This window comes from Serratia sp. PL7, assembly GCF_945957435.1.
Map to the genome: position 1 here is coordinate 60,923 of NZ_CAMFLB010000033.1, position 24,355 is coordinate 85,277.

Sequence of the window (24,355 nt, forward strand, 5' to 3'; positions counted from 1 at the left end):
CATGAGAGAGAAAATGGCGGTGAATGCCATAGCCACCTCCGCTACGGTGGCCGTGATTGGTGCCGGAACCATGGGGATCGGCATTGCTCAGGTGGCCGCCGCAGCAGGGCATCAGGTCAAGCTGTTCGATATCGCCCTGCCCGCCGCCTCCCGCGCACTTGAGCAGCTCGAGCAACGCCTGCGCAAGCGGGTCGAGGCAGGTAAAGCCGATGCCCACAGCACCGAAACCCTGCTGGGTCATATTCAGTTGACCGGCTCGTTAAGCGATCTGGCTGACTGCAGCCTGGTGATCGAAGCGGTGGCAGAAAAGTTGCCGATCAAACAGAGCCTGTTTCGCGATCTGGAGGCGATATGCTCTACCGATACGCTGTTTGCCAGCAATACCTCGTCACTCTCTATTACCGCCATCGCCAGCGCGCTGCAGCATCCGCAGCGCATGGCGGGCCTGCACTTCTTCAACCCGGCTCCGTTAATGAAACTGGTGGAGATCGTCGGTGGGCTGGAAACCAGCCCGGAAACGCTGAGCAGCCTGCAAACCTTGGCTCAACAGTGGGGTAAACACAGTGTCGTGTGCCGTTCTACGCCAGGCTTTATCGTCAACCGCGTCGCCCGGCCTTTCTACGGTGAAACCCTGCGCGCTCTGGAAGAACAGATTGCCGATCCGGCCACCCTGGACGCCGTACTGCGTGATGCTGGTGGCTTCGCCATGGGGCCACTGCAACTGACGGATCTGATCGGTCAAGACGTCAACTATGCCGTCACCGAATCGGTCTATCACGCCTTTTATCAGGACAGCCGCTTTACTCCTTCACTGGTGCAGCAGGAACTCGTTGCTGCCGGGCATTTGGGCCGCAAGAGTGGCCGGGGTTTCTACCGTTATGACAGTGAGCAGGCCCTACCGTCAGCAACTTTTGCTTCGGCGGTAACGGCTGACTTGCCTCAGTCCGTCACGTTGCACGGCGACTGGTCGGCCATGGGCGAGTTTGCACAGTTGCTGACGGGAAATGCGGCGGCGATCAAATATCCTGGCCAGACCAGTCCGTTTGCTCGGATCGATGAAGTTACATTTATGTTAACAAATGGTAAAACGGCAAGCCAAGTCGCCGAAGAAATCGGATCGCCCGTGGTTCTGTTCGACCTGTCCGTCAACTATCAGCACGCCCCCGTTATCGCCATCAGCAGCGCCGAACAGAACACGGTGCCGCACACGGCCAAGGTCATCCGCCTGCTGCAATCGCTGGGTAAACAGGTGATCCACCTGCCGGACTACCCGGGCCTGCTGGTGATGCGCACCGTCGCCATGCTGGCTAATGAAGCCCTGGACGTGGTGAACAAAGGCGTGGCCAACGCCGCCGATACCGACGATGCCATGCGGTTTGGCGTCAACTACCCGCAAGGTCCGCTGGCCTGGGGCAGCAAGCTCGGCTGGCAACAGATCCTCACCACGCTGGAAAACCTGCAACGTTATTACGCAGAACCCCGCTATCGCCCAATTCCGCTGCTGCGCCGTTATGCCGCCAATTATTCAGGAGCCCAATGCTGATGAATGCCAACACTCCCCGCGCGCTGGCCCAGCGCTGCGCCGAACAGATGTTTAGCCAAGATACTTGTGCACAGGCAATGGATATGCGCATTGATGCCGTGGATGCTGGCATGGCCAAAGTCAGCATGACCGTCGGCCCGCAGATGCTCAATGGCCACCAGACCTGCCACGGTGGCCAACTGTTCAGCCTCGCAGATACCGCCTTTGCTTATGCCTGCAACAGTCAGGGGCTGGCAGCAGTCGCTTCTGGCTGCACCATCGATTTTATCCGTCCCGCGCTGGCAGGCGACCGCCTCACCGCCTGCGCTGAAGTGCGCCATCAGGGTAAAACCACCGGATTGTACGACGTTGAGATCGTTAATCAATTAGGGAAAACCGTCGCCTGGTTCCGTGGCCGCGCCCATCGGTTGGGCCACAGCATTTTAGGAGAGCAGCCATGAATCAGGCTTTTATTTGCGATGGCGTCCGCACGCCGATTGGCCGTTACGGCGGCGCGCTGGCAAACGTGCGGACCGACGATTTAGCCGCCCTGCCGCTGCGTGCTCTGTTGGAGCGCCACCCCAACGTGGACTGGTCACGGGTGGATGATGTCATCCTCGGCTGCGCTAATCAGGCCGGAGAAGACAACCGCAATCTGGCCCGTATGGCGGCGCTGCTGGCCGGACTGCCACAAAACGTTTCCGGCACCACCATCAACCGGCTATGCGGTTCGGGGTTGGATGCGTTGGCGATGGCGGCCCGCAGCATCAAGGCCGGAGAAGCCAGCCTGCTCCTGGCCGGAGGAGCCGAATCCATGACCCGTGCCCCGCTGGTCATGGGCAAGGCGGACAGCGCCTTCAGCCGTCAGGCACAGATGTTTGATACCACCATCGGCTGGCGGTTTGTTAACCCACTGATGCATGCGGCTTTCGGTACCGACTCGATGCCGGAAACCGCCGAAAACGTCGCGGCGCAGTTTGGCATCAGCCGTGCCGATCAGGATGCCTTTGCTCTACGCAGCCAGCAGCGCACCGCCCTGGCACAGCAGCGGGGGATCCTGGCACAGGAAATTATTCCGGTGAGCCTCAGCGGCAAGAAAGGAGTCATTACTCAGTTCAGCGAAGACGAACACCCACGCGCAGAAACCACGCTGGAGCAACTGCAAAAACTGAAAACACCGTTCCGTCAGCCGGGTTGTATCACCGCCGGGAATGCCTCTGGCGTCAACGACGGTGCGGCGGCGCTGATTGTCGCTTCCGAAGCCATGGCCTTGCAGCAAGGTTTGACGCCACGGGCACGCATTGTCGCTACCGCCACCTGCGGCGTAGAACCGAGATTGATGGGGATCGGCCCGCTGCCCGCTACCCGCAAAGTTCTGGAAATCGCCGGGTTAAGCCTGGCGCAGATGGACGTCATTGAACTTAACGAAGCATTCGCCGCACAGGCGTTGGCGGTGTTGCGCCAGCTTGGTCTGCCGGATGATGCCGAACAGGTCAATCCCAACGGAGGTGCCATCGCTCTTGGCCATCCATTGGGCATGAGCGGTGCGCGCCTGGCGCTGGCCGCCCTGTTTGAGCTGGAACGTCGCGCTGGCCGTTACGCACTGTGCACCATGTGCATTGGCGTCGGTCAGGGCATTGCCATGATTATAGAGCGTGTCTAACACCTGCGAGGCTAAAAAGATGACTACAAATCCACGGCCCATCGACGCGATTGAATTTGCTTCACGCGACGAAATCGAAGCATTACAGCTGGAGCGCCTGCAATGGACCCTGCACCATGCCTACAACAACGTACCGATGTATCAACGCAAGTTCGATCAGGCCGGCGTTCACCCGAGCGATCTGAAACAACTGAGCGATCTGGCGCTATTCCCCTACACCACCAAGCAGGATCTGCGTGACAACTACCCGTTCGACACCTTTGCCGTGCCGATGGAACAGGTGGTGCGCATTCATGCTTCATCTGGCACCACAGGCCGCCCAACGGTCGTAGGTTATACCCAGCGGGATATCGATAACTGGGCCGATATTGTCGCCCGCTGCCTACGCTCTGCCGGGGCCACAGCCAAAGACAAAATCCACGTTGCCTACGGTTATGGCCTGTTTACCGGCGGGTTGGGCGCGCACTATGGCGCAGAACGTCTGGGTGCGACGGTGATCCCGATGTCCGGCGGCCAGACGGAGAAGCAGGTGCAGCTGATCCTGGATTTCAAACCCGACGTGATCATGGTGACCCCTTCCTACTGCCTGACACTGATCGACGAGCTGGAACGCAAAATGGGGGGCGATGCGCGCAACTGCTCCCTGCGTTTGGGCGTGTTCGGTGCAGAGCCCTGGTCAGAATCCCTGCGCCATGAGATCGAGTCACGCATGGGGATCAAAGCGCTGGATATCTACGGCCTTTCCGAAGTGATGGGGCCGGGGGTAGCGATGGAGTGTGCCGAAAGCGGCGGCGGTCCGACCATCTGGGAAGACCACTTCCTGCCGGAGATCATCAATCCTGAAACGGGCGCGATACAGACTGACGGCGAGCATGGCGAACTGGTTTTCACCACGCTGACCAAAGAGGCACTGCCGGTGATCCGCTATCGCACGCGCGACCTCACCCACCTAATGCCAGGGGATGCCCGCAACATGCGCCGGATGGGCAAAATCACTGGCCGTTCCGACGATATGCTGATCATTCGCGGCGTGAACGTATTCCCGTCACAGGTTGAAGAACAGATTATGCAGTTCGAGCATCTGTCGCCGCATTATCAGTTGCAGGTGAGCCGTGCCGGGCATCTGGATACGTTGGCCGTGCGGGTGGAGCTGAAAGAGTCGGCTCTGACGCTCAACCACCAGCAGCGTTGCGATATCTGCCACCAGTTGCGTCACCATATCAAATCGATCGTTGGGGTCAGCACCGACGTCAGCATTGCCAACTGTGGCGATATTCCTCGCTCGGAAGGCAAGGCCCAGCGCGTGATCGATCTGCGACCACGTTAAGTTTTGCCCCCTCACCCTAACCCTCTCCCACAGGGAGAGGGAACCGATCGAGTGTGCTTGAAATTAGTGTGACTCACCTTGGATGGGGAGGCGATCACGTTTGTGGAGGCTACCTCTTTACCTCCAAACGAGTAGGGGCTATCAGCTCCCTCTCCCTGTGGGAGAGGGTTGGGGTGAGGGGCAAGCCTTTGTCATTTATGCTAATGTCGTGTCTCAGCAAAAGCTTACCCAGGGAAAAATATGGAACATAAACTGGACGACTTTATCCGCCATGCGTTAAGCGCCCAACCGATCAGCGGCACCTCGCTGATCATCTCACTCTACGGCGATGCGCTGAGCCATCGCGGTGGTGAAGTTTGGCTGGGCAGCTTAAGCGCACTGATGGAAGCCCTGGGCTTCGGCGATCGTTTTGTCCGTACCTCAGTGTTTCGTTTGCAAAAAGAGGGTTGGCTGGACGTAGAAAAGATTGGGCGGCGCAGCTATTACCGCGTTACCGAACAGGGGATGCGCCAGTTTCGCCATGCCGAATCCAAAATCTACCTTAGCGAACAACCGCAATGGGATGGCAAGTGGGAGCTACTGCTGTTGGAAAGTGCGGAAAAAACCGAGCGCGCACGGCTGAAAAAAGAGCTGGGCTGGCTGGGCTTTGGCCAGATCGCCAACAACCTGATGGCCGCCCCTACCCATGCGCAAACCGACGTCACCGCCCTGCTTGGCGAGCTCAACGCCAGTGAACAGGTGATCTACTTCCGTGCCGACTATCCCTATAACCGTTCCGAACAGACGCTGCGGCAAATGGTCGCCAACTGCTGGTCGTTGAGTGAGGTGGCCGGTTACTACCATGAGTTTATCGTCTCCTTCCGCCCGTTGATGGCCTTACTGCGCGAAGCCGACGAGCAGGAACTGACGCCCCTGCGATGCTTTCAGATTAAGCTATTGTTAATCCACTTTTTCCGCCGCGTGGTGTTGAAAGATCCCCTGCTGCCTGATGCCCTGTTACCCGCTCAATGGGAAGGCCAAATAGCCCGCAACCTGTGCATCAATATCTATCAGCGAGTGGATCGCGCCGCGACGGAATATGTCAGCGCCTTGGCAGAAACCTCCATCGGCACCTTACCTGCACCCAGTGCCGGTTACTATCGCCGCTTTGGCGGACTGCCGCGCGATCCCACTACATTTTAAGGAGTTTGTGCTATGCCTGTGTATCAGATTGACGGTTTGACGCCGGTGGTCGATCCCAGCAGCTATGTTCACCCCACCGCGGTACTGATTGGCGACGTGATTATCGGCAAAGGCGTCTACATCGGCCCCAATGCCAGCCTGCGCGGCGACTTTGGACGCATTGTGGTCGAAGACGGTGCCAACGTGCAGGATAACTGCGTAATGCACGGCTTCCCGCTGCAAGACACGGTGGTGGAACAAGATGGGCATATCGGCCACAGCGCCATACTGCACGGCTGCCGTGTGCGCCGTAACGCGATGATCGGCATGAATGCCGTCATCATGGACGGTGCGGTCATTGGTGAGAACTCCATCGTCGGCGCGGGTTCCTTCGTCAAGGCCGCCGCAGAGATTGCCGCCAACCAACTGGTGATCGGCAGTCCGGCAAGGGTGATCCGCGAGCTGACCGAACAGGAATTAGCCTGGAAACGCACGGGTACGCTCCAGTATCAGGAGTTGGTCTTACGCTGCAAAAACAGCCTGAAAGAAGTGGCCCCTCTCACTGAACCAGAGCCAGGGCGCCAACGCCTAAACTTCGGCGACCACATCATCCCCAAAAGCCAGCTTTAGTTGTTGGCCGGGCCGCAGCCCGGTCAACATTACTCCATACCCTGCACCGGTGCTTCAGTTGCAACCGATGCCTGCCCTCGTCGACTGTAGAAATAGATAGCTACCAACAACGCGGTGAAGGGAATGCCAAACCACAGCGTCATTCTAAAGAAGTCCGTGAACAACGTGGTTATCATCAAGCCGGCCATCAGCAGCGCCCCCGCCAAGGTAAAGTAAGGATAACCCCACATGCGGAACTTGAGATGCGTCTGCGTATGCTGGCGGCGGAAGAACAGGTGGGTAACAAAGATCATCAACCAGGTGAAACAGGCACCGTATACCGAAATCGACATCATCACCGCAAAGGATTTCTCTGGAGCGGCAATACTCAGCACGATAGAGACAATAATCCCCACGCAGGAGAGCGCCAGCGCGTTGACCGGAATACCCCGTTTGCTAAGCCGCCCCAGCGCCGCCGGAGCCTGCCCGGCACGGGACAGTGAAAACATCATCCGGGTGGTGATATACAACTGGCTGTTCATGGCAGACAGTGCCGCAATCAGTACCACAAAGTTAAAGATCCCGGCGGCGGCTGGCAGATGGATCACGTTCATCGCCACCAGGAACGGGCTTTCACCGGTGCCAGACTGCCGCCACGGCACGATGGCCAGCATCAGCGATATCGACATCATATAGAAGATAAACAGCCGCAGAATGGTGCCTTTAAACGCGCTTTTCACGGCAACCACCGGGTTTTTCGCTTCCCCTGCGGCAACCGCGATCATCTCAATACTCAGATAGCTGAATATCGATACGATCACCGCAAACCACATGCCTTTCACCCCAAACGGGAAAAAGCCGCCGTTGTCAGTGAAGTTACGGATGCCGAAAGTCGGGTTAGCGGAAAACGCCAGGATACCGATGCCAATCATGATAAACGCTGAAATGGCCACCACCTTGACGGTAGAGAGTGCATACTCCACCTGGCCAAAAGACTTGACCCCAACCACGTTGACGACGATCACCGCCGCCGAGAACAACAGTACCCACGGCCAGATCGGCGTGCCTGGGAACCAGAACTGCATATACATGCCGATGGCGGTCACCTCAGTGCCCACCGCCAACACCACGCAAGACCAATAGGAATAGCGCACCAGAAAGCCAAACAGCGGGCTGAGGTAGAACTCGGCATAGTCGCCGAACGATCCTGGGGTTGGGTGCTCAGAGGTCATTTCCGCCAGGCATCCCATCAGCAGTAGCGCAATCACCCCGCCGATAAAATAGCTCAGCAGTACGCTTGGCCCAGCCATCTGGATCGCGTAAGCACTCCCCAGAAACAGGCCGGTACCGATGGCCCCACCGATCGCCAGCATCGACATCTGTCCGGCGGTCAGGTGTTTTTTCAGCCCATCCTGCCGCTGGGCGATAGCGTCAAAACGTTTCGCATCTTTCATGGTTGCTCACCTTTTTATGCGGTACGGGTAACGTCAAGGATGGCGGCGGTCACATAGTCCAGGTTTTGCTGGTTCAGGCCAGGCAGACACATCCTGCCGGGCGCCACCAGATAAATGGAATATTGCTGCCGCAGTTGGCCGAGCTGGCGTTCATTCAACCCGGTGTAGCTGAACATGCCCTTTTGATCGCGGATGCGGGTATAGTCCAGCGTGGTACCGCCCTGCTCCAGGCCAGCCGCCAGGCCAACGCGCATCTGTTTGATGCGTTGACGCATGGTGGTCAACTCACTGGCCCACAGTTGGTATAGCTGCGGGTCTGCCAGCAGGGTTTCCACAATTTGGCTACCGTGTGTCGGCGGGCAGGAATAACTGCGACGGATCAGCGTTTTCAATGCGCCCTTCACGTTCACCGCAGCCTCTGCAGTAGCACAGCGCACCGACAGCCCCCCTAAACGCTGGCCATACAGCGCCACATTCTTGGAAAATGAGTTGCTGACCAGAAAATCCACGTCGGTTTTCAACATCGCCAGCAGCGCGAAGCAGTCTTCTTCAAGCCCGTCGCCAAAGCCTTGATAAGCGATGTCAAAGAAAGGCAACAGCCGACGCCGTTGCACCACCTCGATCACCGCTTGCCATTGTGCTGGGCTGAGATCGGTACCGGTGGGGTTATGGCAGCAAGGATGCAGTAGCACCACAGCCCCTTCCGGCAAGGCAGAGAGCGTGTCGAGCATGGCTGCAAAACGCAGTTCACCAGACGCATCATCAAAATACGGGTAGGTATTCACCTTCAAGCCAGCCCCTTCGAAGATCGCCCAGTGGTTGGCCCAGGTCGGATCGGAGACCCAGATTTCGCGGCGCGCCAGATAGTGATAAATAAAATCGGCACCCAGCTTCAGCGCGCCAGAGCCACCTACGCTTTGCACCGTGGCAATACGGTCCGCTGGTTCACCAAACAGCAACGTCTGGATCTGGCGGGCAAACAGTGCAGAACCTTCGATTGGCGGGTAAGTATGTGGCCGCTGTTGTTCCAGTAAACGCTGTTCGGCAATATGGACGGCCTGCATCAGGGGAATATTACCCTGATGATCGTAATACAGACCAATACCCAAGTTAACCTTTTGCGGATTAGCATCCTGCATATAGGCTTCCATCAGTGACATAATTGGATCGGGCGTTGACGGGGTAATATGATCGAACATAGATTATCCTTAACTCATTATGTAATGAATCAGCAGGTGAATATTATTTTATGAGAATTAATTACGCTGTAGCGCTAACGGTGATTTCTATTTTCATCCCCGGCACCACCAACTTATCAACTATCACCGTGGAGCGGTTGGGATACGGATAATTAAAATACTGTTGGTAGATTTTATCGAGCAGCTTAACGTCATTAACATCGGTAAGATAAACAATAACCTGTAATACATTATCACTATGGCTATTGGCAGCTTTCAGCGTGGTAGCTAAATTATCAAACGTCAGCGTAATCTGTTTTTCCGGGTCGCCAGTTTCAATAGTGCCATCCTGGCGGACCGGGCCATGGGCGGTGAATAACATCCCGCCACCTTTGGTTGCCCAGGAAAAAGGTTGCCCGATCTCTGGCAGGCCGGTTTCAATGACTGTGCGCATCAAGGTACTCTCCATCGGTAAGCAGGAAACGGTGCAGAGCGCCATCGGCAGCAAATACCGCGTCCAGCACACTGTAATGATTAGCACCGGGGAGCGCATAGCGGCTAACCGGCAGCCCCTGCGCCCGCAATGCGGAATAATAATAAAGCGATTGTCCAATCAGCTCAGGCAGCTCTGCCGCGCCGTAAAATAGCACCATGGGCTTCAAAGATGGCGGCATATTACGCGCCGGGCTTAAGGCCTCTATCTGCTGAGTGGTCAGCTTTAGCTGCTGGTTTACGTAGCTCGCCAGCAGCGGCTGCAACTCAAAAATACCGCTGATGGGAAACACCGCCTGCACCAGCGGATGGTGTTGCCAATACGCCGCCAGATGTCCACCAGCAGAATGACCGGTGAGATAAACCGGCTTATCACCACGCGGCTTCAGCCGACGCTCGATGGCATCCAGCGCCGCCCCTATTTGCTGGCAAATATCGTCCAGGTTAACCGCCGGTGCCAAAGTATATTCCACCAGCACCACATCAAAACCTAATGACAATGGCGTGCTGGCAATAAAAGCAAAATCCTGTTTATTACAAAATTGCCAATAGCCGCCGTGAATAAATATTATCGTGCCTTTATATTCTTCAGTTGAATAAAACCAGTCAAAAACTTCACGCGGCGAATTTCCATAAGCAATATTCAACTCATGGCGTTGCTGTTGGTAAACTCGCTGACTGCGGGATTGAAATGAGAGCAGGATCTCGTTTTCATCAGCCACCGTCGTAGCGTTATCGTAACTGCCCGCTAGAAGTTTCATATATTAAACTTTGTTTATTATTTAAGATGTGAGTTAACTATTAGCAACATGTTAAAATATTGTCAAGACGGCTGATGCGGCAATGCGTGATCGGCGATATAAATTTAATTTTTCGGGCAAAAAGTTTCACTGGTTAAACATTTCGAGCTTATTTTAAAGTTTCATCCATGAAACTCGAAAATAAATTGATGATAAAGAATGAGTGGGCACAGCATACGTCGCCCCTACGGGCGAGCCGGTTGTATTTGCGCAATTTGGCTGAGGTGCTGATAGGCATAATCCCAAAAGGTACGCACCTTCAGCGGCATGTATTGCACGTTATTTGCCACCAGTTGCACCGGTACTGGCTGGGGTTCGTAGGCGGCCAACAACCGCACCAGCGTGCCATTGGCCAGATCGTCCGCCACCTGATAAGACAGTAGCCGAGCAATCCCCTTGCCTGCTCGCACTGCCAACAGTTGAGTTTCCACCTCGTTCAACAACAAGCGCGGTGTCAAACGTACTCGCTCACCGCTTTCATTAGGCCCAAAGCGCCATTCACCTGACGTCGGACGAAGAGTACCGACAATAGTGTCATGATCGCTCAACTGCGCCGGTTCCAGCGGCTCCCCGCGTTGCGCCAGATAGGCTGGGCTAGCCACGGTGACGCGTGTCACCTCTCCGAGCTTACGCGCCACCTTGGAGGAATCTTGTAAATGCCCGATGCGCACCGCCACGTCCAGCCCTTCATCGATCAGCTCCAGATTGCGGTCATTTAACTGCATATCGATCTGGATTTGCGGGTAACGTTCGAGAAAAGCCATCACCATCGGTGCCACGTGCTTGCGCCCGAACTGCACCGGCGAAGTCATACGCAGCAGCCCGCTCAGTTGAGCCTCTGCGGTATCCATTACCGCGTCTTGATAGTCATGCAACAGAGCACGCGCGCGTTCGGCTAAGCGCAACCCGGCCTCCGTGGGGGCCAGACGCCGGGTCGTGCGCTCCACCAACCGCGCACCAAACCGCTGCTCCAAAGAAGCGATAGCTCGGGTTACCGCCGGAGCGGAACGGCGCAGCTTGCGGGCCGCACCGGCCAAACTCCCTTGCTGGATCACCGCCACAAAAATCGCCAACTCATCCAAACGATCCATAGACTATTCCGCCAAGTGAAATTATCAATTGCCATCTTCCCGGATACCCATCATCTGGCGCAAGAGTATTCTGGTCAGGAAGACTATATAAGGAGACTCACTATGCAAACGTTGAAACTGTACGGCACCCCGGCCTCTGGCCATTGCCACCGCGTCGAGCTGCTGCTGCGGATGCTCGAGCTGCCTTATGAGTATTGCGAAGCCCCAGCGATGGTGCGCCAAAGCGAGGCGTTCCTGCGGCTTAATCCCATTGGGCAGATCCCGGTATTACTGGCCGATGGGCAGGTATTGACCGACAGCAACGCCATCATGGTGTACCTGGTGAAACGCTATGCGCCTGATAGCCACTGGTTGCCAGAAGATCCGTTGGCGGCCGCCCAGGTGCAGGCCTGGCTTTCCAAAGCGGCCGGAGAGGTGCGCTATGGCCCCGCATCCTGTCGGATGGTGGTGCAATTTTCTGCGCCAGAGAACTACCAGTCTGCACAAACCATAAGCGCTCGTTTTTTACCCCAGTTAGAGCAACACTTGGCAGAACGCGAGTTTTTGGCAACGTCTTTGCCGACAATTGCCGATCTGGCCTGTTACAGCTACGTGGCGGTCGCCCCGGAAGGTGGGCTTTCCCTCAAGACCTTCCCGGCAATCCAGCGCTGGTTAGATCGTATTGCCGCTCTGCCCAGGTTCTTCCGTATGCCTGCGTTACCCCTGCCTGACCAGGCTGTAGGCCAATAACATGTCTCCCTCCATGTTTCATCCCGATGAGCAGTTGGCTCAGGTTCTGGCCGGTTTTGATGCGGTGAGCGGGAATATCTACACTGCCATACCTGATCAACATCGCGAGTTCTTCGCTCATCTGCCCTACCTGTTTGTTGCCACTCTGGATGAGCGGCAGTGGCCGGTTGCTACGTTGTTCAGTGGCCCCGCCGGTTTTTTGCGCTCGCCGGATGAAACACATTTGCGGATCGTTTCGCCACGCCGGGCGGACGATCCTGCTCAAGTGGCACTCTATCCCGGCCAGCCCATCGGCGCATTAGGATTAGATTTCAGTAACCGCAGGCGCAACCGGGTTAACGGCGTCATTAGCCGCACGGATAAAAACCGCGTGGAGATTGCGGTGCAACAAAGCTTTGGTAACTGCCCACAGTATATACAACGGCGGGAGCTGTTCGCCGAGCCGAGCGTCGCCGCACCCATTGAGCCGTTGAGTTCGTTAGATGATCAGGCCCGACAACTGATCGTGCAGGCGGATACCTGCTTTGTGGCCAGCTATGCTCACGGTGATTTAGCGCAAGGCGGTATGGATATCTCGCATCGCGGTGGTAAACCGGGCTTCATCCATCTGACTGGCGAAACCCTGTGGATCCCGGATTTTCGTGGTAACCGCTATATGAACACGCTGGGTAATCTGTTGGCTCAGCCACGGGCTGCACTACTGTTTATCGATTTTACACACGGGGACATTCTTCATTTACAGGGGAAAACCCAGATTTTATGGCAGGCAGAAAATGCAGCCGTCGAAGGTGCCGAGCGCTACTGGCGGTTTGATATCATCAGTGCGTGGCGCTTTCGCCAAGCTCTGGGCTGGCGCGGCAGAAACGTTGAGTTCTCTCCAGCAACGTTACGCACGGGTATTTGGCAAAATCACGTAGAAAGCTAAGCGGGTTTAACATGCGGCGCCCCTACTCATTCAGCCACATTGCCACGCTGTCATCAATCTGCACAGCAGGATCTATTTTTGCTAGCTAGCGCCATTTTAAATAAATCCACGCTGGGTTACAGTGAAAGTGGAGAAGCCCTCCAGTGTACAGTTTGACTCAAAGGAGCTTGAGTATGTTTCCAGAATACCGTGAGTTAATATCGCACCTGAAATCAAGCCACCCCCGCTTCCAGTCATTGTTTGATAAGCACAACCAACTCGACCACCAAATCTCCAGGTTAGAAGGGCCAGCAGGCAACGGCTACTCTGACGAGGTGGTTCGCTTGAAAAAAGAGAAGCTACATATTAAGGATGAGTTACACAAAATACTAAAGGCAGAGGAAGCCGCAGCCAAGTAGCGCACGTCGATCCCCGCGCTACTGCGGGGATCACCGCTTGAGCTCCATTAAGCCCATTTGAATAAAATTGCTTATTTAACGCTTCGGATTCTATTCTTCGGGACTTTGGTCACAGACAAACTTAAGCGTAAGTGATTGAATAGTAGCGCAGAGAGGGTTTTAAATCCTCGCAGTGGGCAAAGCCCTGACAGTGTGCAAGGTCATCCCGTTCGCCACCCCGTTATCTCTGCGTGAAACGCTTGCTATAGAGCCCCCTTTTGCGGCATGTTGACGCTATCAGCCCCAGCCGAATGTTCCAGTGACCCTTAGAGCAACGCAATGATTAAATGGCCGTGGAAAGCAAATCAAGCGCAGGCGGAAACGTTTGCCGACTGGCAGGAAGCCCTGTCCATCCCCCTGCTCTCACCGTTGGATGAGCAAGAGCAGCGGCGTTTGGCAGCGGTTGCCAGCCAGATTTTGCAAAATAAACGTATCGTGCCTTTACAAGGGTTGGAACTGACATCCCTGATGCAGGCGCGTATTGCCCTGCTGTTTGCGTTGCCGGTGATGGAACTGGGGGCAGAATGCCTGGACGGTTTTAACGAAGTCCTGCTCTACCCAACCCCCTTCGTGGTGGAAGATGAATGGCAGGATGATATTGGTCTGGTGCATTCCGGGCCGGTGGTACAAGCGGGCCAAAGCTGGGAACAGGGACCTATCGTGCTCAACTGGCTAGACGTGCAAGACTCCTTCGACCTTTCCGGTTTCAACCTGGTGATCCATGAAGCGGTGCACAAGCTGGATATGCGTAATGGCGGTACCGCCACCGGCGTCCCCCCCATCCCGCTGCGCGATATTGCCGCCTGGGAATACGACTTGCACGCCGCGATGGAAAATCTACAAGACGAAATCGATATGGTGGGTGAAGAGGCCGCCAGCATGGATGCCTACGCCGCCAGCGATCCGGCTGAGTGCTTCGCCGTGCTTTCCGAGTATTTCTTTAGCGCCCCAGAGCTGCTGGCCAACCGCTTCCCCGCGTTGTACGAGCACTTCTGCCGCTTCTACAAACAAAACCCGCTGGCCCGTTTGCAGCGTTGGTATGCAGACAGCGAGCCACAACGGGGCTGAGTTTGCTCAGATGATGAGCTGTCGCACCCCCAGAATCAATTTTGCGTTGACACGATCTGAACGGCTGGATATGATGCGCCCCGTTCACACAATTCCTCTGTAGTTCAGTCGGTAGAACGGCGGACTGTTAATCCGTATGTCACTGGTTCGAGTCCAGTCAGAGGAGCCATATTTAGAAAAGCCCGCTTAGGTAACTAAGCGGGCTTTTTGCTGTCTGTGAAGCCATGCCCCCCAAATCGAATCGCCGATGACGCGGGCAAGCTGGCACCGCCGGGAAGTCTGAATACATGCATCATGGTGCAATCTTGCGCTCATCGTGGTGCATTATAGGGTGACTAATATTATAAATATCAATAAATCAACAAGTTGAAAACTGGCATGATTCCTGCGTGATCGCCTTGCAGTTATTTTACGACAAGGAGAAAACGTTATGTCAGCACATACTGTGGTAAATACACAGCGTCGCCAATTATTAAAACTCTCTGGAGCTCTAGCTGGCACTGTCACATTGGCTGGTCTCAGCCACCCTGCATTGTCAGAAACACTCCCCGCAAGTGATACCTTCGCGGTTCCTACTGCCGATAAACCCATTCGTATTAACTTTAATGAAAATGCGCTCGGCATGTCACCCAAAGCACAGGTTGCCGCACGTGATGCCGTCACCAAAGCCAATCGTTATGCCAAAGAAGAAATAATCACCCTAAGACACAAGCTAGCCAGTCAGTATCAGATACCAGAAACTGGTATTTTACTGACAGCGGGTTCTTCAGAAGGTATACGTGCGTCGATAGAAGCGTATGCCACACCGGACTCACAGTTGGTGATCCCGGAACTGACTTACGGCGACGGTGAACATTTCGCCGCCATTGCGGGTATGAAAATCACAAAAGTAGCGATGCTTGATGGTTGGCAATTTGATATCAACGGATTAAAACAAGCCGTAGAAAAGCATAAAGGCCCGTCGCTAGTCTATTTGGTCAATCCCAACAACCCGACTGCAACGATTACTCCGGCCGATCTGATCGAACCCTGGATTAATAGCAAACCGGCTAACACAATATTTATTGTTGATGAAGCCTATGCAGAATTTGTTAACGATCCCCGTTTTCGTTCAGTTTCACCATTGGTAAGACAAGGTGCCGATAATGTGATTCTGTTGAAAACCTTTTCGAAGATTTTTGCCATGGCCGGGATGCGTGTCGGTTATGTGGTGGCACACCCGACAGTGATTGCCCGTCTTGAAAATTATGTTGCAGGAGAAAAAATCAACTTCTGCGGGGTAGATGCCGCTTTGGCTTCAATGGATGATCAATCTTTCATTCGTTACAGCAAAAAAAGCAATGATACCTCGCGACAAATTTTACTACAGGCTCTGGATACGCTGAAAATCCCTTACCTGCCTTCCGAGGGAAATTTTGTTTTTCATAAGCTGGATGTGCCGTTGAAAGACTATCAGCAGCATATGAAAGATGCGGGGATTTTAATTGGTCGGGCATTTCCACCTGCGCAAAGCTGGTGCCGAATTTCGTTAGGGACACCTCAGGAAATGGCGTTTGTTGCAAAAACCATGCTCGACTTCCGTTCCAAGGGCTGGATATAACGAATGGCCCAGAAGCAGTCAGTCTTGCTCCTGGGCCAGATTTTCCCCTCTGCGACGGATGCTGTGGGCCCCAGATTCACTGGCTTTACTGACCATGGATATGTGCATAACTCAATGACCTTTATCATATATCATTTTTATAGCCGTTACACTTTAGCCGTAATAATTCATCATAGTATCAAATAAATTTTTTAACGTAACCAAGCCAACCTATTATTGAGTTTTTCATTTCTTCTATCGTATTAAAATTGAAGTTGCCAGTACACATATCCGAATTGAAATGAGGTATAAAGTTCACATCCGAATAGCAATTTAACAAACTTTCCGCATCATCCATTGAAATAAGGCGTGTAATAAAATCAGATGTTTCATACATTTTCTTTCTCTGTATGGATTGCTCATTGTTAACTCCGTTGTATTGTCAAATTTATAATATACCCGATAATTTTCAAGATACGTGTGACTTTGTTGAATAAATCGGCGTTAAAAGTTGACTACTGCGTCACCTGATGATGGGTTTTATTGTTGATGCTTTCCCACTATTTAGCTAACTAAATGTAAATAAATTGTTTCCCCCAGCCTGCCCGGCGTTCCAATAATAAAACCATGTTAATTGGAACGAGTGTATGACATGTCTTATCGAATCAGCCTGCTGGATAAAAGCCCGGTTGCAGCAACGGAAACCGCGTCTGATGCCTTGCAGCGCACGCTGTACCTGGCAAAACAGGCCGAAACCTGGGGTTATCATCGCTTCTGGATTGCTGAACACCACAATAGCCCTCACCTCGCCAGCCCTTCACCGGAACTGGTGATTGCCTGGATCCTTGGCCAGACTCACCATATCCGCGTGGGTTCCGGCGGCGTAATGCTACAGCACTACAGCCCGTATAAGGTGGCTGAAAACTTCAACCTGCTGGCCTCGTTGGCACCTGGCCGTATCGATCTTGGCGTGGGTAAGGCCCCGGGCGGATTGCCATTGGCAACTAGGGCGCTGCAACAAGGTCTTCATCAGCAAGAGAAAGGCTCGTTTGCCGACCAGCTTGCGCAGCTTGATAACTGGCTCTCTTTGCCCGCCACAGACGAAGGAGATGAAGCCGTGCGAGCCACCCCCACCCCGTCGCATATTGCAGACCGTTTCCTGCTAGGAGCCAGCAACGAGAGCGCTTTGCTGGCGGCACAGCTGGGCTGGAATTTCGTTTTCGCGGCTCATCTTAATGGCGATAAGTCCCTGATGAGGGAAGTCCTTACTACCTGGCGAAACCACAGCCAACGCGACACGCTGGTGGCCGTGCAGGTGATTGTGGCCGCGAGCGAAGCTGAGGCAACCGCGCTGGCGGCTCAGGTGGAGATATGGGGGGTTGAGCTGGAGAATGGTCAGCGTGTAACCGTGGCAAGTGAGGCTCAGGCCCAGGCCTTTGCCCGCCAGGCGGGCAGCCCTGCCCGTCTGATTGAACAACGTACCCGTTCGCTGATTACAGGAACCGCCGCAACCGTCCATGCGGAGCTTTCTACCTTGCAACAGGCGTTTGGGATTGACGAATTCATCATCGACACCCCGATCGCCGAGGGATCGGCGCGGATCGCTTCATTACGCCTGCTCGCAGAAGGTATTGCGAGCTATGCCACCGAAAATGAATCCGCCTAAAGGGTAAAAGATGACATTTGCACAGCAACTCATTGACTGGCGACGCGAGCTGCATCGCAACCCGGAACTTTCCGGACAGGAAATCGCCACCACCGCGCGGCTGCGCCACTGGCTAGAATCCGCCGGGCTGCGTCTACTACCGTATGATCTCGCTACGGGTGTCGTGGCCGAGGTTGGCAAGGGCGAGAAAGTCATCGCCTTGCGTGCGGATATTGACGCCTTACCGATTGAGGAAGCAACAGGAGCCTCCTTTAGTTCACGCCATAAAGGAGTCATGCATGCCTGTGGGCACGATGTTCACAGCAGCGTGATCCTAGGAGCGGCATTGCTGCTTAAAAAGCGTGAAGCGCAGCTTGCTGGCCGGGTACGGTTGCTGTTTCAACCTGCGGAAGAAAACTTCACCGGGGCCAGAATGTTGATACAAGCTGGCGTTCTGCATGACGTGAGCGCTATTTTTGGCATGCACAATGAACCCGGCCTGCCGGTAGGGACCTTCGCCACCAGAGGAGGTGCCTTTTATGCCAACGTCGATCGCTTTGTGATTGGCGTAAAGGGCAAGGGAGCCCATGCGGCGCGCCCGCATGAAGGCGTGGATGCAATCGTGCTGGCCAGCCAACTAGTGACGGCGTTCCAGAGTATCACCAGCCGCAACATTAATACGCTTGAGTCCGCTATTGTCAGCGTTACCCGCATTCAAGGCGGCAATACCTGGAACGTGTTACCCGAAAAGGTTGAGCTAGAGGGCACGATACGCACGCACTCTGCCGATGTACAACGCCAGGTTGAAGGACATATCCGGCAGATCGCAGCCGGGTTGGCTGCCGCTTTCGGTGCAGAGATTGAGGTGGCGTGGTTTGCCGGTCCGACCATGCTGATCAACGACGACAAATGGGCAGCCTTTGCAACCGAAGTCGCTCAGGCTGAAGGGTATAAAACCCAGACCGCCGCCTTGCATATGGGGGGCGAGGATTTTGCCGCCTATCTGCACCAAATCCCCGGGGCGTTTGTCAGCATCGGTAGCGCCAGTGAATACGGCCTGCATCACCCGGCATTTAGCCCTGATGAAGCCTTGATTGAAGACGCCGCGCGCTATTTTTCGGCGTTGGCCGAAAGAGCACTGCAAGCTATCTGACAGAGTAAATCAATATCAAGGGGATCTATATCCCTTGGAAAATCTATTGTCTGAAAATGAGGGGTAAACATGTCATTAAAACGACAACTGCGCCTGGGTTCAATATTACACGGCGCGTCTGGCAATATGTCCGCATGGCGACACCCGGCAGCACAGGCAGATGCCAGCATTAATTTTGACTTTGTGAAAAACACGGCCATCAAGGCCGAAGAGGGAAAGCTTGATTTCCTGTTTGTGGCTGACGGCCTATACATTAATGAGAAATCCATACCGCATTTTTTAAATCGCTTTGAGCCACTGACGGTATTATCTGCACTCGCCGCCATTACCAGCCGTTTGGGATTGGTGGGCACCGTATCGACGTCCTACAGTGAACCCTTCACCGTGGCTCGTCAATTTGCCAGCCTGGACCATCTGAGCAACGGCAGAGCTGGCTGGAACGTAGTGACCTCACCGCTGGAAGGCTCGGCAAAAAACTTTTCCCGCGAAAAGCATCCTGAGCATGCATTGCGTTACCGCATTGCCGATGAATACCTGGATGTGGTGAAAGGACTTTGGGATTCTTGGGAAGAAGATGCATTTACTCGCGATAAAGCCACAGGCCAATATTTTGATCCTGCTAAATTACACACGCTGGATCACCACGGTGATTTTTTCCAGGTGGCTGGCCCACTGAATATTGGCCGCACGCCACAAGGTCGCCCCATTATATTTCAGGCTGGCGCTTCGGATGATGGAAAGAAATTAGCGGCGCGCCATGCAGATGCTATTTTCACCCACCATGAAACTCTGGAAGCGGCACAGGAGTTTTATCGTGACGTAAAAAGCCAGCTTGAACGCTTTGGCCGCAGCCCGGAGGAACTGCATATTTTCCAGGGTGTCAGCCTGATTGTCGGAAAAAATGCCGAGGATGTTGAACGCCAGTATCAGGTGACCGCAGCCCTGGTTTCCATCAAAGACGCGCTCAACTACCTTGGCCGTTATTTTGAGCACCACGATTTCAGCCAATACCCTCTGGATGCGCCCTTCCCCGATGTGGGTGAGCTCGGGCAAAACAGCTTTCGCAGCACCACCGATGAAATCAAGCGTAATGCCCGCGAACGTGGCCTGACGTTGCGCCAGGTAGCGCTGGAAGCCGCAACTCCCCGCCCACGCTTTCACGGTACGGCACAGCAGGTTGCCGATGGCCTGCAGCACTGGTTCGAAACCTTTGCAGCAGACGGTTTTATTATCCAGGGCGGTACGCCAGATACCTTCCCGCGTTTTGTCGATGAAGTGGTGCCCGTACTGCAAGCACGCGGCCTTTTCCGTACGGAATACCCGGGCACGACGTTGCGTGAAAGTCTGGGTCTGAGTTCGCCGGCCAACCAGTTCGCACCGCAATAAACCAATAACGATAAAAGAGACAACGCTATGCAGAAAACCCTATTACTCCTGGCGCTGGCGCTTAGCCCTGCCGCCTGGGCACAGAGTGTGACGATTAACGGCGCGGGCGTCAGCCTGGAGGCGAACAAGGCGCCGATCAATACCAAGATCAATCCGCAGGCGGTGGCCCAATTGCCGCAGGGTTATCACTTTGCCGTCCCTGGTAAATTCACCGTCGCGGTGTCAGCGCTCAATTCACCGCCGCTGACCGTGTTTGCCGAAGATAACAAAACGCTATTGGGCAGCGAGGTCGATATCGCCCGCCTGGTAGCGGATAGCCTGGGGCTGGAACTTAACGTCGTTCCGACTTCCTGGGAGGATTGGCCACTTGGCGTTTATTCCGGCAAATATGATGCCGCTACCAGCAATATTACCGTTACCAGGGAGCGCAAAGAGAGGTTCGACTTCGCCACTTACCGTAAAGACTCCCTCGGGTTCTACGTTAAGTCCGATAGCCCGATCAAGTCCATTGAGAAGGCAGAAGACATTCCCGGGCTGCGCATTATCGTCGGTTCTGGCACCAACCAGGAAGCCATTCTTCTGGCCTGGGATCAGGCAAATCAGCAGAAAGGGTTGAAGCCTTTTACCCCGATTTATACCAAAGACGACGCAGCCCAAACGCTGGCACTGCAGTCTGGGCGCGCCGACGCCTTCTTTGGCCCGAACGTGACTGGAGCCTGGAAGGCGGCACTCACTGGCAAAACCCGTCTGGCCGGGAGCGTGGACGGTGGCTGGCCAAAAGCGGCACATATCGCAGTAACGCTGAAAAAAGGCAGCGGCCTGGTAGCACCCGTACAAACCGCGCTGAATGGCGTTATCAACAATGGGGATTATGAAAAAGTGCTTAACCGCTGGGGAGAAGGCATTGAGCGCCTTTCGGCCTCCGAGATCAACCCGGCAGGATTAGGCGATTAAGGAGGCCACATGAGTGACATATTTCGTGATGTTTCGCCTGAAGCCAAAGAGTTGCAACCGATTATCAACGGGTTATTCGGCGAATATGCCGCCCGCTATGGCGACTATTTCTCCCGCGATGCCGAAGTGGAACTGGTGCAATGGTATCTGCCGCCGCAGGGGTTGTTTCTGGTGCTGGAGCGTGATGGCGAAATCATTGCGACCGGTGCTTACAAACCTTTTGACCCGCATACCGCAGAGCTGAAACGTATCTGGACACATCCGTCACTGCGCCAACAGGGCCTGGCGGGCCGTGTGGTACGGGAACTGGAACGTCGTGCCTTGCTGGCGGGTTATAGCCGCGTCTATCTCACCACCGGATTTCGCCAGCCGGAAGCCGTGCAGCTTTATCTGGGGCAAGGATACGAACCGCAGTTCGACGTTCACCGCGACCATGAAGAGTACAGCGTACCGCCCTATGACGGCCGCCTGCGTTTTATCAAAACGCTGACCTTCGCCAGTCAAAGCAATATCGCCTGAGGAGCCCACCGATGAATTCATCTTCCAGCATTAAAGTGGTTCCGGCGCGTTATCCGCTACGCACCGCTGGGGCCGTCGTGGCGCTGTTTGTATTGGCGATCGTCGTCCAGTCGATCGCCTTTAATCCTCGCTGGGAATGGGCGGTTTTTGCCCGCTGGTTCTTTGATCCGGTGATCCTCTCGGGGGTAGCGCAGACCTTGCTGCTGACGCTGCTAGGCACCGTACTCAGCCTGATCATCGGTGGTGCGCTCGCGCTGTCGAGGCTATCGTCTTCATGGCTGTTAAACAGCCTGGCATGGGCCTATATCTGGCTGTTCCGTTCGCTACCGCTGATCGTGGTGCTGATTATTCTGTACAACTTTTCCTACCTGTACGAGCGGCTTTCCATCGGCATTCCCTTTACCGATATTGCTTTCGGCAGCTTTGCCACCATCAACGTGCTCGGCCAGTTTTCCACCGCAGTGGTGGGGTTAACGCTGGTACAAAGTGCCTATACGGCAGAGATCATTCGCGGTGGTTTTCTGGGTGTCGATCACGGTCAATATGAGGCCGCAGCTGCGCTAGGCTTACCCGCCTGGCGGCGTACCCTGCGTATTATTCTACCTCAGGCGCTGCGTACCATTCTGCCTGCCGGTTTCAACGAAATTATCAGCCTCGCCAAAGGGACCGCGATGGTTTACGTCTTAGCCATGCCTGAGCTGTTTTATACCATCCAGATGATTTACAACCGCACTCAGGAAGTGATCCCCCTATTGATGGTGGGTGCCGTCTGGTATCTGGCGATCACCAGCGTGTTATCGCTGTTGCAACACGTCGTCGAGCGCTGGTTGGCACGCAGCGAACGCCGCTCCGCCGTTAATCAGGAAGCGGGCAAACAGAACCCATCGCATCAGACTGCCCCAGCTGCACCGGAGGTGATCCATGTCCCCATCGCATAACACCCAAGGCCACATCTCCATTACCGGCGTCAGCAAGGTTTTTGGCCGTCATAAGGCGCTGGATAACGTTTCTCTGGAAATTCCACCCGGGTCGGTAACGGTGATCCTCGGGCCGTCCGGCTCAGGAAAGTCGACGCTGTTACGCACCATTAACCATCTGGAGCGCGTTGATGAAGGCTTTATTCAGATTGATGGCGACTACATCGGCTACCGTCTGTCGGGCGATAAGCTTTACGAACTGAAGGAGAAAGAGATCCTGCGTCAGCGCATCAACGTAGGGTATGTGTTTCAGAACTTCAATCTGTTCCCGCACCTCACCGTGTTGGAAAACCTGATTGAAGCCCCAATCGCCCATGGTCATCTGAACCGCCAGGACGCCATTAAGCAAGCGCTTGAACTGCTGGATGTGGTGGGCCTGCGCGATAAAGCCGATTCCTGGCCGCGTCATCTGTCTGGCGGCCAGCAGCAACGCATTGCGATTGCACGTGCACTGGCACTGCGCCCGCGCGTCATGCTGTTTGACGAACCCACCTCTGCACTGGACCCGGAACTGGTGGGGGAAGTGCTTGACGTTATCAAGAAGCTTGCCCGCTCCGGTGCCACGCTGGTGGTGGTAACGCACGAGATTGGTTTTGCCCGGGAGGTAGCCGATCAGGTGGTGTTTATGGTTGATGGCAAGATCGTTGAACAAGGCCACAGCGAGGCGGTGCTCAAACGCCCGCAGCACCCTCGCACCCGTCAATTCTTATCTAAAGTCCTTTAAGGGAAAAAATGAAATATACACTTCTGGCGCTGCTCTGGTTCAGTTCCGTCGCCTTGGCACAAGGGAATATCGATCTGGCTGCCAATGAACAACCGCTCCGCACAACTAAAAATCCGCAGGCCATCAGTAAGATCCCAGCAGATTACCGCTTCGTAGAGCCAGGGACGCTGACGGTAGCCATCTCCGCGCTCAATTCACCACCGCTAGCGCTGTTGGCCAGCGACAATAAAACGCGCATGGGTAGCGATCCGGACATCGCGCGGCTGCTCGCCGACAGCCTGGGGCTAAAGCTGAAGCTGGTGCCAACCGCCTGGGAAGACTGGCCACTAGGGATCACTTCTGGCCGCTATGACGTTGCGCTAGTCAACATTGCCGTCACGGAACAGCGCAAGACCAAATTTGATTTTGCCACTTATCGCGCTGACTCATTGGCGTTCTCGGTCAAATCGACCAGCGATATTCAATCTATCAGTAAGCCCGAGGATGTGGCGGGGCTGCGGGTAATTGTCGGCTCAGGTACCAACCAGGAGAGAATTCTGCTGGGTTGGAATGAGCAGAATCAACGTGAGGGCCTGAAACCCGCACAGCCGATTTATCTGACCGATGACGCCTCCGGCAATCTTTATATTCAGTCTGGACGGGCAGATGTCATGTTCGGCCCGCAGTCGGTAGCCGCCTACAAAGCCGCGCTGACGGGCCAAACCCGCGTAGTCGGGCTGGGGCCAAAGAAAGCCTATGTGGCCACCACCACCAAAAAGGGCAACGGGCTGGTTCATGCCCTACAGGCTGCGCTAGACGGTACGATAGCGCAAGGTGAGTATCAACAGGTGCTGGCGCGCTGGGGTGAGCAAGGGGAAGACGTTGCAGTATCCGAAGTAAATCCACCCGGGATCTCATACTAAGCCAAGTGGGCGCTGCATGCGGCGCCCACTACGCTGGAACATGTTCGTCCCCTAAAAGTC

At 54.9% G+C, this 24,355-nt stretch carries 22 protein-coding genes, 1 tRNA gene and 1 pseudogene; 19 read left to right on the top strand and 5 right to left on the bottom strand.

The window, feature by feature from the left end; all coding sequences use genetic code 11:
- Position 1: 1 nt before the first annotated feature.
- The 6 genes from N6G83_RS48975 (at position 2) to paaY (ending at position 6,303) form a co-directional block, all read left to right on the top strand.
- Positions 2 to 1,543, top strand: a complete 1,542-nt coding sequence (locus tag N6G83_RS48975) for a 3-hydroxyacyl-CoA dehydrogenase (protein ID WP_248006597.1) — start codon at positions 2 to 4, stop codon at positions 1,541 to 1,543.
- Positions 1,543 to 1,983 carry a hydroxyphenylacetyl-CoA thioesterase PaaI gene (gene paaI / locus N6G83_RS48980; RefSeq protein WP_024485592.1) on the top strand — a complete coding sequence of 147 codons (441 nt, stop codon included), beginning with the start codon at positions 1,543 to 1,545 and terminating at the stop codon, positions 1,981 to 1,983. Before N6G83_RS48975 ends, paaI begins: the two co-directional genes overlap by 1 nt.
- Entirely contained in the window at positions 1,980 to 3,185 is a 1,206-nt protein-coding gene (pcaF, locus tag N6G83_RS48985) for a 3-oxoadipyl-CoA thiolase (protein WP_211134744.1), read from the top strand. Before paaI ends, pcaF begins: the two co-directional genes overlap by 4 nt.
- 19 nt (positions 3,186 to 3,204) lie before the next feature.
- Positions 3,205 to 4,512 carry a phenylacetate--CoA ligase PaaK gene (gene paaK / locus N6G83_RS48990; protein WP_024528944.1) on the top strand — a complete coding sequence of 436 codons (1,308 nt, stop codon included), beginning with the start codon at positions 3,205 to 3,207 and terminating at the stop codon, positions 4,510 to 4,512.
- A 240-nt stretch (positions 4,513 to 4,752) separates the two neighbouring features.
- Entirely contained in the window at positions 4,753 to 5,694 is a 942-nt protein-coding gene (gene paaX / locus N6G83_RS48995; protein ID WP_074031571.1) for a phenylacetic acid degradation operon negative regulatory protein PaaX, read from the top strand.
- A 12-nt stretch (positions 5,695 to 5,706) separates the two neighbouring features.
- Entirely contained in the window at positions 5,707 to 6,303 is a 597-nt protein-coding gene (paaY, locus tag N6G83_RS49000; RefSeq protein ID WP_024485596.1) for a phenylacetic acid degradation protein PaaY, read from the top strand.
- A gap of 29 nt (positions 6,304 to 6,332) precedes the next feature.
- Here paaY and N6G83_RS49005 read toward each other — a convergent pair whose 3' ends face one another.
- The 5 genes from N6G83_RS49005 to N6G83_RS49025 form a co-directional block, all read right to left on the bottom strand.
- Entirely contained in the window at positions 6,333 to 7,736 is a 1,404-nt protein-coding gene (locus N6G83_RS49005) for an amino acid permease (RefSeq protein WP_211134745.1), read from the bottom strand.
- A 14-nt stretch (positions 7,737 to 7,750) separates the two neighbouring features.
- Positions 7,751 to 8,935 (bottom strand): aromatic amino acid transaminase, encoded by a 1,185-nt coding sequence (locus N6G83_RS49010; RefSeq protein ID WP_211134746.1) that lies wholly within the window; start codon positions 8,933 to 8,935, stop codon positions 7,751 to 7,753.
- A gap of 61 nt (positions 8,936 to 8,996) precedes the next feature.
- Complete coding sequence (locus N6G83_RS49015; protein ID WP_021805760.1) at positions 8,997 to 9,368, bottom strand: RidA family protein; 372 nt, start codon at positions 9,366 to 9,368, stop codon at positions 8,997 to 8,999.
- Positions 9,352 to 10,167, bottom strand: coding sequence for an alpha/beta hydrolase (locus N6G83_RS49020; protein ID WP_024528948.1), 816 nt, complete (start codon positions 10,165 to 10,167; stop codon positions 9,352 to 9,354). Before N6G83_RS49020 ends, N6G83_RS49015 begins: the two co-directional genes overlap by 17 nt.
- Before the next feature lie 224 nt (positions 10,168 to 10,391).
- Complete coding sequence (locus tag N6G83_RS49025; protein ID WP_024528949.1) at positions 10,392 to 11,297, bottom strand: LysR family transcriptional regulator; 906 nt, start codon at positions 11,295 to 11,297, stop codon at positions 10,392 to 10,394.
- Between the two features lie 102 nt (positions 11,298 to 11,399).
- Between N6G83_RS49025 and N6G83_RS49030 the strand changes: the two genes are divergently transcribed.
- The 13 genes and pseudogenes from N6G83_RS49030 (at position 11,400) to N6G83_RS49090 (ending at position 24,295) form a co-directional block, all read left to right on the top strand.
- Entirely contained in the window at positions 11,400 to 12,026 is a 627-nt protein-coding gene (locus N6G83_RS49030) for a glutathione S-transferase family protein (RefSeq protein WP_211134747.1), read from the top strand.
- A gap of 1 nt (position 12,027) precedes the next feature.
- On the top strand, positions 12,028 to 12,951 hold the full coding sequence (locus tag N6G83_RS49035; protein ID WP_211134748.1) for a pyridoxamine 5'-phosphate oxidase family protein: 924 nt from the start codon (positions 12,028 to 12,030) through the stop codon (positions 12,949 to 12,951).
- A 173-nt stretch (positions 12,952 to 13,124) separates the two neighbouring features.
- Complete coding sequence (locus N6G83_RS49040; protein WP_021180872.1) at positions 13,125 to 13,349, top strand: YdcH family protein; 225 nt, start codon at positions 13,125 to 13,127, stop codon at positions 13,347 to 13,349.
- A 318-nt stretch (positions 13,350 to 13,667) separates the two neighbouring features.
- Positions 13,668 to 14,456, top strand: a complete 789-nt coding sequence (gene mtfA / locus N6G83_RS49045; RefSeq protein ID WP_024528952.1) for a DgsA anti-repressor MtfA — start codon at positions 13,668 to 13,670, stop codon at positions 14,454 to 14,456.
- 93 nt (positions 14,457 to 14,549) lie between these two features.
- Positions 14,550 to 14,625 (top strand) — tRNA-Asn (locus N6G83_RS49050).
- 261 nt (positions 14,626 to 14,886) lie between these two features.
- Positions 14,887 to 16,056, top strand: coding sequence for a histidinol-phosphate transaminase (locus tag N6G83_RS49055; RefSeq protein WP_211134749.1), 1,170 nt, complete (start codon positions 14,887 to 14,889; stop codon positions 16,054 to 16,056).
- A 631-nt stretch (positions 16,057 to 16,687) separates the two neighbouring features.
- Entirely contained in the window at positions 16,688 to 17,701 is a 1,014-nt protein-coding gene (locus N6G83_RS49060) for an LLM class flavin-dependent oxidoreductase (protein ID WP_211134750.1), read from the top strand.
- Positions 17,702 to 17,711: 10 nt separating this feature from the next.
- Positions 17,712 to 18,833 (top strand): amidohydrolase, encoded by a 1,122-nt coding sequence (locus N6G83_RS49065; RefSeq protein WP_199061916.1) that lies wholly within the window; start codon positions 17,712 to 17,714, stop codon positions 18,831 to 18,833.
- Positions 18,834 to 18,902: 69 nt separating this feature from the next.
- Positions 18,903 to 21,173: pseudogene (locus N6G83_RS49070) on the top strand (NtaA/DmoA family FMN-dependent monooxygenase).
- Positions 21,174 to 21,182: 9 nt separating this feature from the next.
- Positions 21,183 to 21,692, top strand: coding sequence for a GNAT family N-acetyltransferase (locus N6G83_RS49075; protein ID WP_199061922.1), 510 nt, complete (start codon positions 21,183 to 21,185; stop codon positions 21,690 to 21,692).
- An 11-nt stretch (positions 21,693 to 21,703) separates the two neighbouring features.
- The gene (locus N6G83_RS49080; RefSeq protein WP_211134753.1) at positions 21,704 to 22,630 is read left to right on the top strand and encodes an amino acid ABC transporter permease; all 927 of its coding nucleotides are present in this window, start codon (positions 21,704 to 21,706) and stop codon (positions 22,628 to 22,630) included.
- Positions 22,614 to 23,393 (top strand): amino acid ABC transporter ATP-binding protein, encoded by a 780-nt coding sequence (locus N6G83_RS49085; RefSeq protein WP_211134754.1) that lies wholly within the window; start codon positions 22,614 to 22,616, stop codon positions 23,391 to 23,393. Before N6G83_RS49080 ends, N6G83_RS49085 begins: the two co-directional genes overlap by 17 nt.
- Before the next feature lie 8 nt (positions 23,394 to 23,401).
- Positions 23,402 to 24,295, top strand: a complete 894-nt coding sequence (locus N6G83_RS49090; RefSeq protein WP_211134755.1) for an ABC transporter substrate-binding protein — start codon at positions 23,402 to 23,404, stop codon at positions 24,293 to 24,295.
- The last annotated feature ends 60 nt before the right edge of the window (positions 24,296 to 24,355 follow it).

Bases quoted from the DNA above. Each gene is read 5' to 3' on its own strand.
- mtfA (WP_024528952.1), top strand. From the start codon at position 13,668: ATGATTAAATGGCCGTGGAAAGCAAATCAAGCGCAGGCGGAAACGTTT.
- pcaF (WP_211134744.1), top strand. From the start codon at position 1,980: ATGAATCAGGCTTTTATTTGCGATGGCGTCCGCACGCCGATTGGCCGT.
- N6G83_RS49025 (WP_024528949.1), bottom strand. From the start codon at position 11,297: ATGGATCGTTTGGATGAGTTGGCGATTTTTGTGGCGGTGATCCAGCAA.
- N6G83_RS49020 (WP_024528948.1), bottom strand. From the start codon at position 10,167: ATGAAACTTCTAGCGGGCAGTTACGATAACGCTACGACGGTGGCTGAT.
- N6G83_RS49040 (WP_021180872.1), top strand. From the start codon at position 13,125: ATGTTTCCAGAATACCGTGAGTTAATATCGCACCTGAAATCAAGCCAC.
- N6G83_RS48975 (WP_248006597.1), top strand. From the start codon at position 2: ATGAGAGAGAAAATGGCGGTGAATGCCATAGCCACCTCCGCTACGGTG.
- N6G83_RS49035 (WP_211134748.1), top strand. From the start codon at position 12,028: ATGTCTCCCTCCATGTTTCATCCCGATGAGCAGTTGGCTCAGGTTCTG.
- N6G83_RS49090 (WP_211134755.1), top strand. From the start codon at position 23,402: ATGAAATATACACTTCTGGCGCTGCTCTGGTTCAGTTCCGTCGCCTTG.
- N6G83_RS49005 (WP_211134745.1), bottom strand. From the start codon at position 7,736: ATGAAAGATGCGAAACGTTTTGACGCTATCGCCCAGCGGCAGGATGGG.
- paaY (WP_024485596.1), top strand. From the start codon at position 5,707: ATGCCTGTGTATCAGATTGACGGTTTGACGCCGGTGGTCGATCCCAGC.
- N6G83_RS49065 (WP_199061916.1), top strand. From the start codon at position 17,712: ATGACATTTGCACAGCAACTCATTGACTGGCGACGCGAGCTGCATCGC.
- N6G83_RS49055 (WP_211134749.1), top strand. From the start codon at position 14,887: ATGTCAGCACATACTGTGGTAAATACACAGCGTCGCCAATTATTAAAA.
- N6G83_RS49075 (WP_199061922.1), top strand. From the start codon at position 21,183: ATGAGTGACATATTTCGTGATGTTTCGCCTGAAGCCAAAGAGTTGCAA.
- N6G83_RS49010 (WP_211134746.1), bottom strand. From the start codon at position 8,935: ATGTTCGATCATATTACCCCGTCAACGCCCGATCCAATTATGTCACTG.
- N6G83_RS49015 (WP_021805760.1), bottom strand. From the start codon at position 9,368: ATGCGCACAGTCATTGAAACCGGCCTGCCAGAGATCGGGCAACCTTTT.
- paaX (WP_074031571.1), top strand. From the start codon at position 4,753: ATGGAACATAAACTGGACGACTTTATCCGCCATGCGTTAAGCGCCCAA.
- N6G83_RS49060 (WP_211134750.1), top strand. From the start codon at position 16,688: ATGTCTTATCGAATCAGCCTGCTGGATAAAAGCCCGGTTGCAGCAACG.
- paaI (WP_024485592.1), top strand. From the start codon at position 1,543: ATGAATGCCAACACTCCCCGCGCGCTGGCCCAGCGCTGCGCCGAACAG.
- paaK (WP_024528944.1), top strand. From the start codon at position 3,205: ATGACTACAAATCCACGGCCCATCGACGCGATTGAATTTGCTTCACGC.
- N6G83_RS49080 (WP_211134753.1), top strand. From the start codon at position 21,704: ATGAATTCATCTTCCAGCATTAAAGTGGTTCCGGCGCGTTATCCGCTA.
- N6G83_RS49085 (WP_211134754.1), top strand. From the start codon at position 22,614: ATGTCCCCATCGCATAACACCCAAGGCCACATCTCCATTACCGGCGTC.
- N6G83_RS49030 (WP_211134747.1), top strand. From the start codon at position 11,400: ATGCAAACGTTGAAACTGTACGGCACCCCGGCCTCTGGCCATTGCCAC.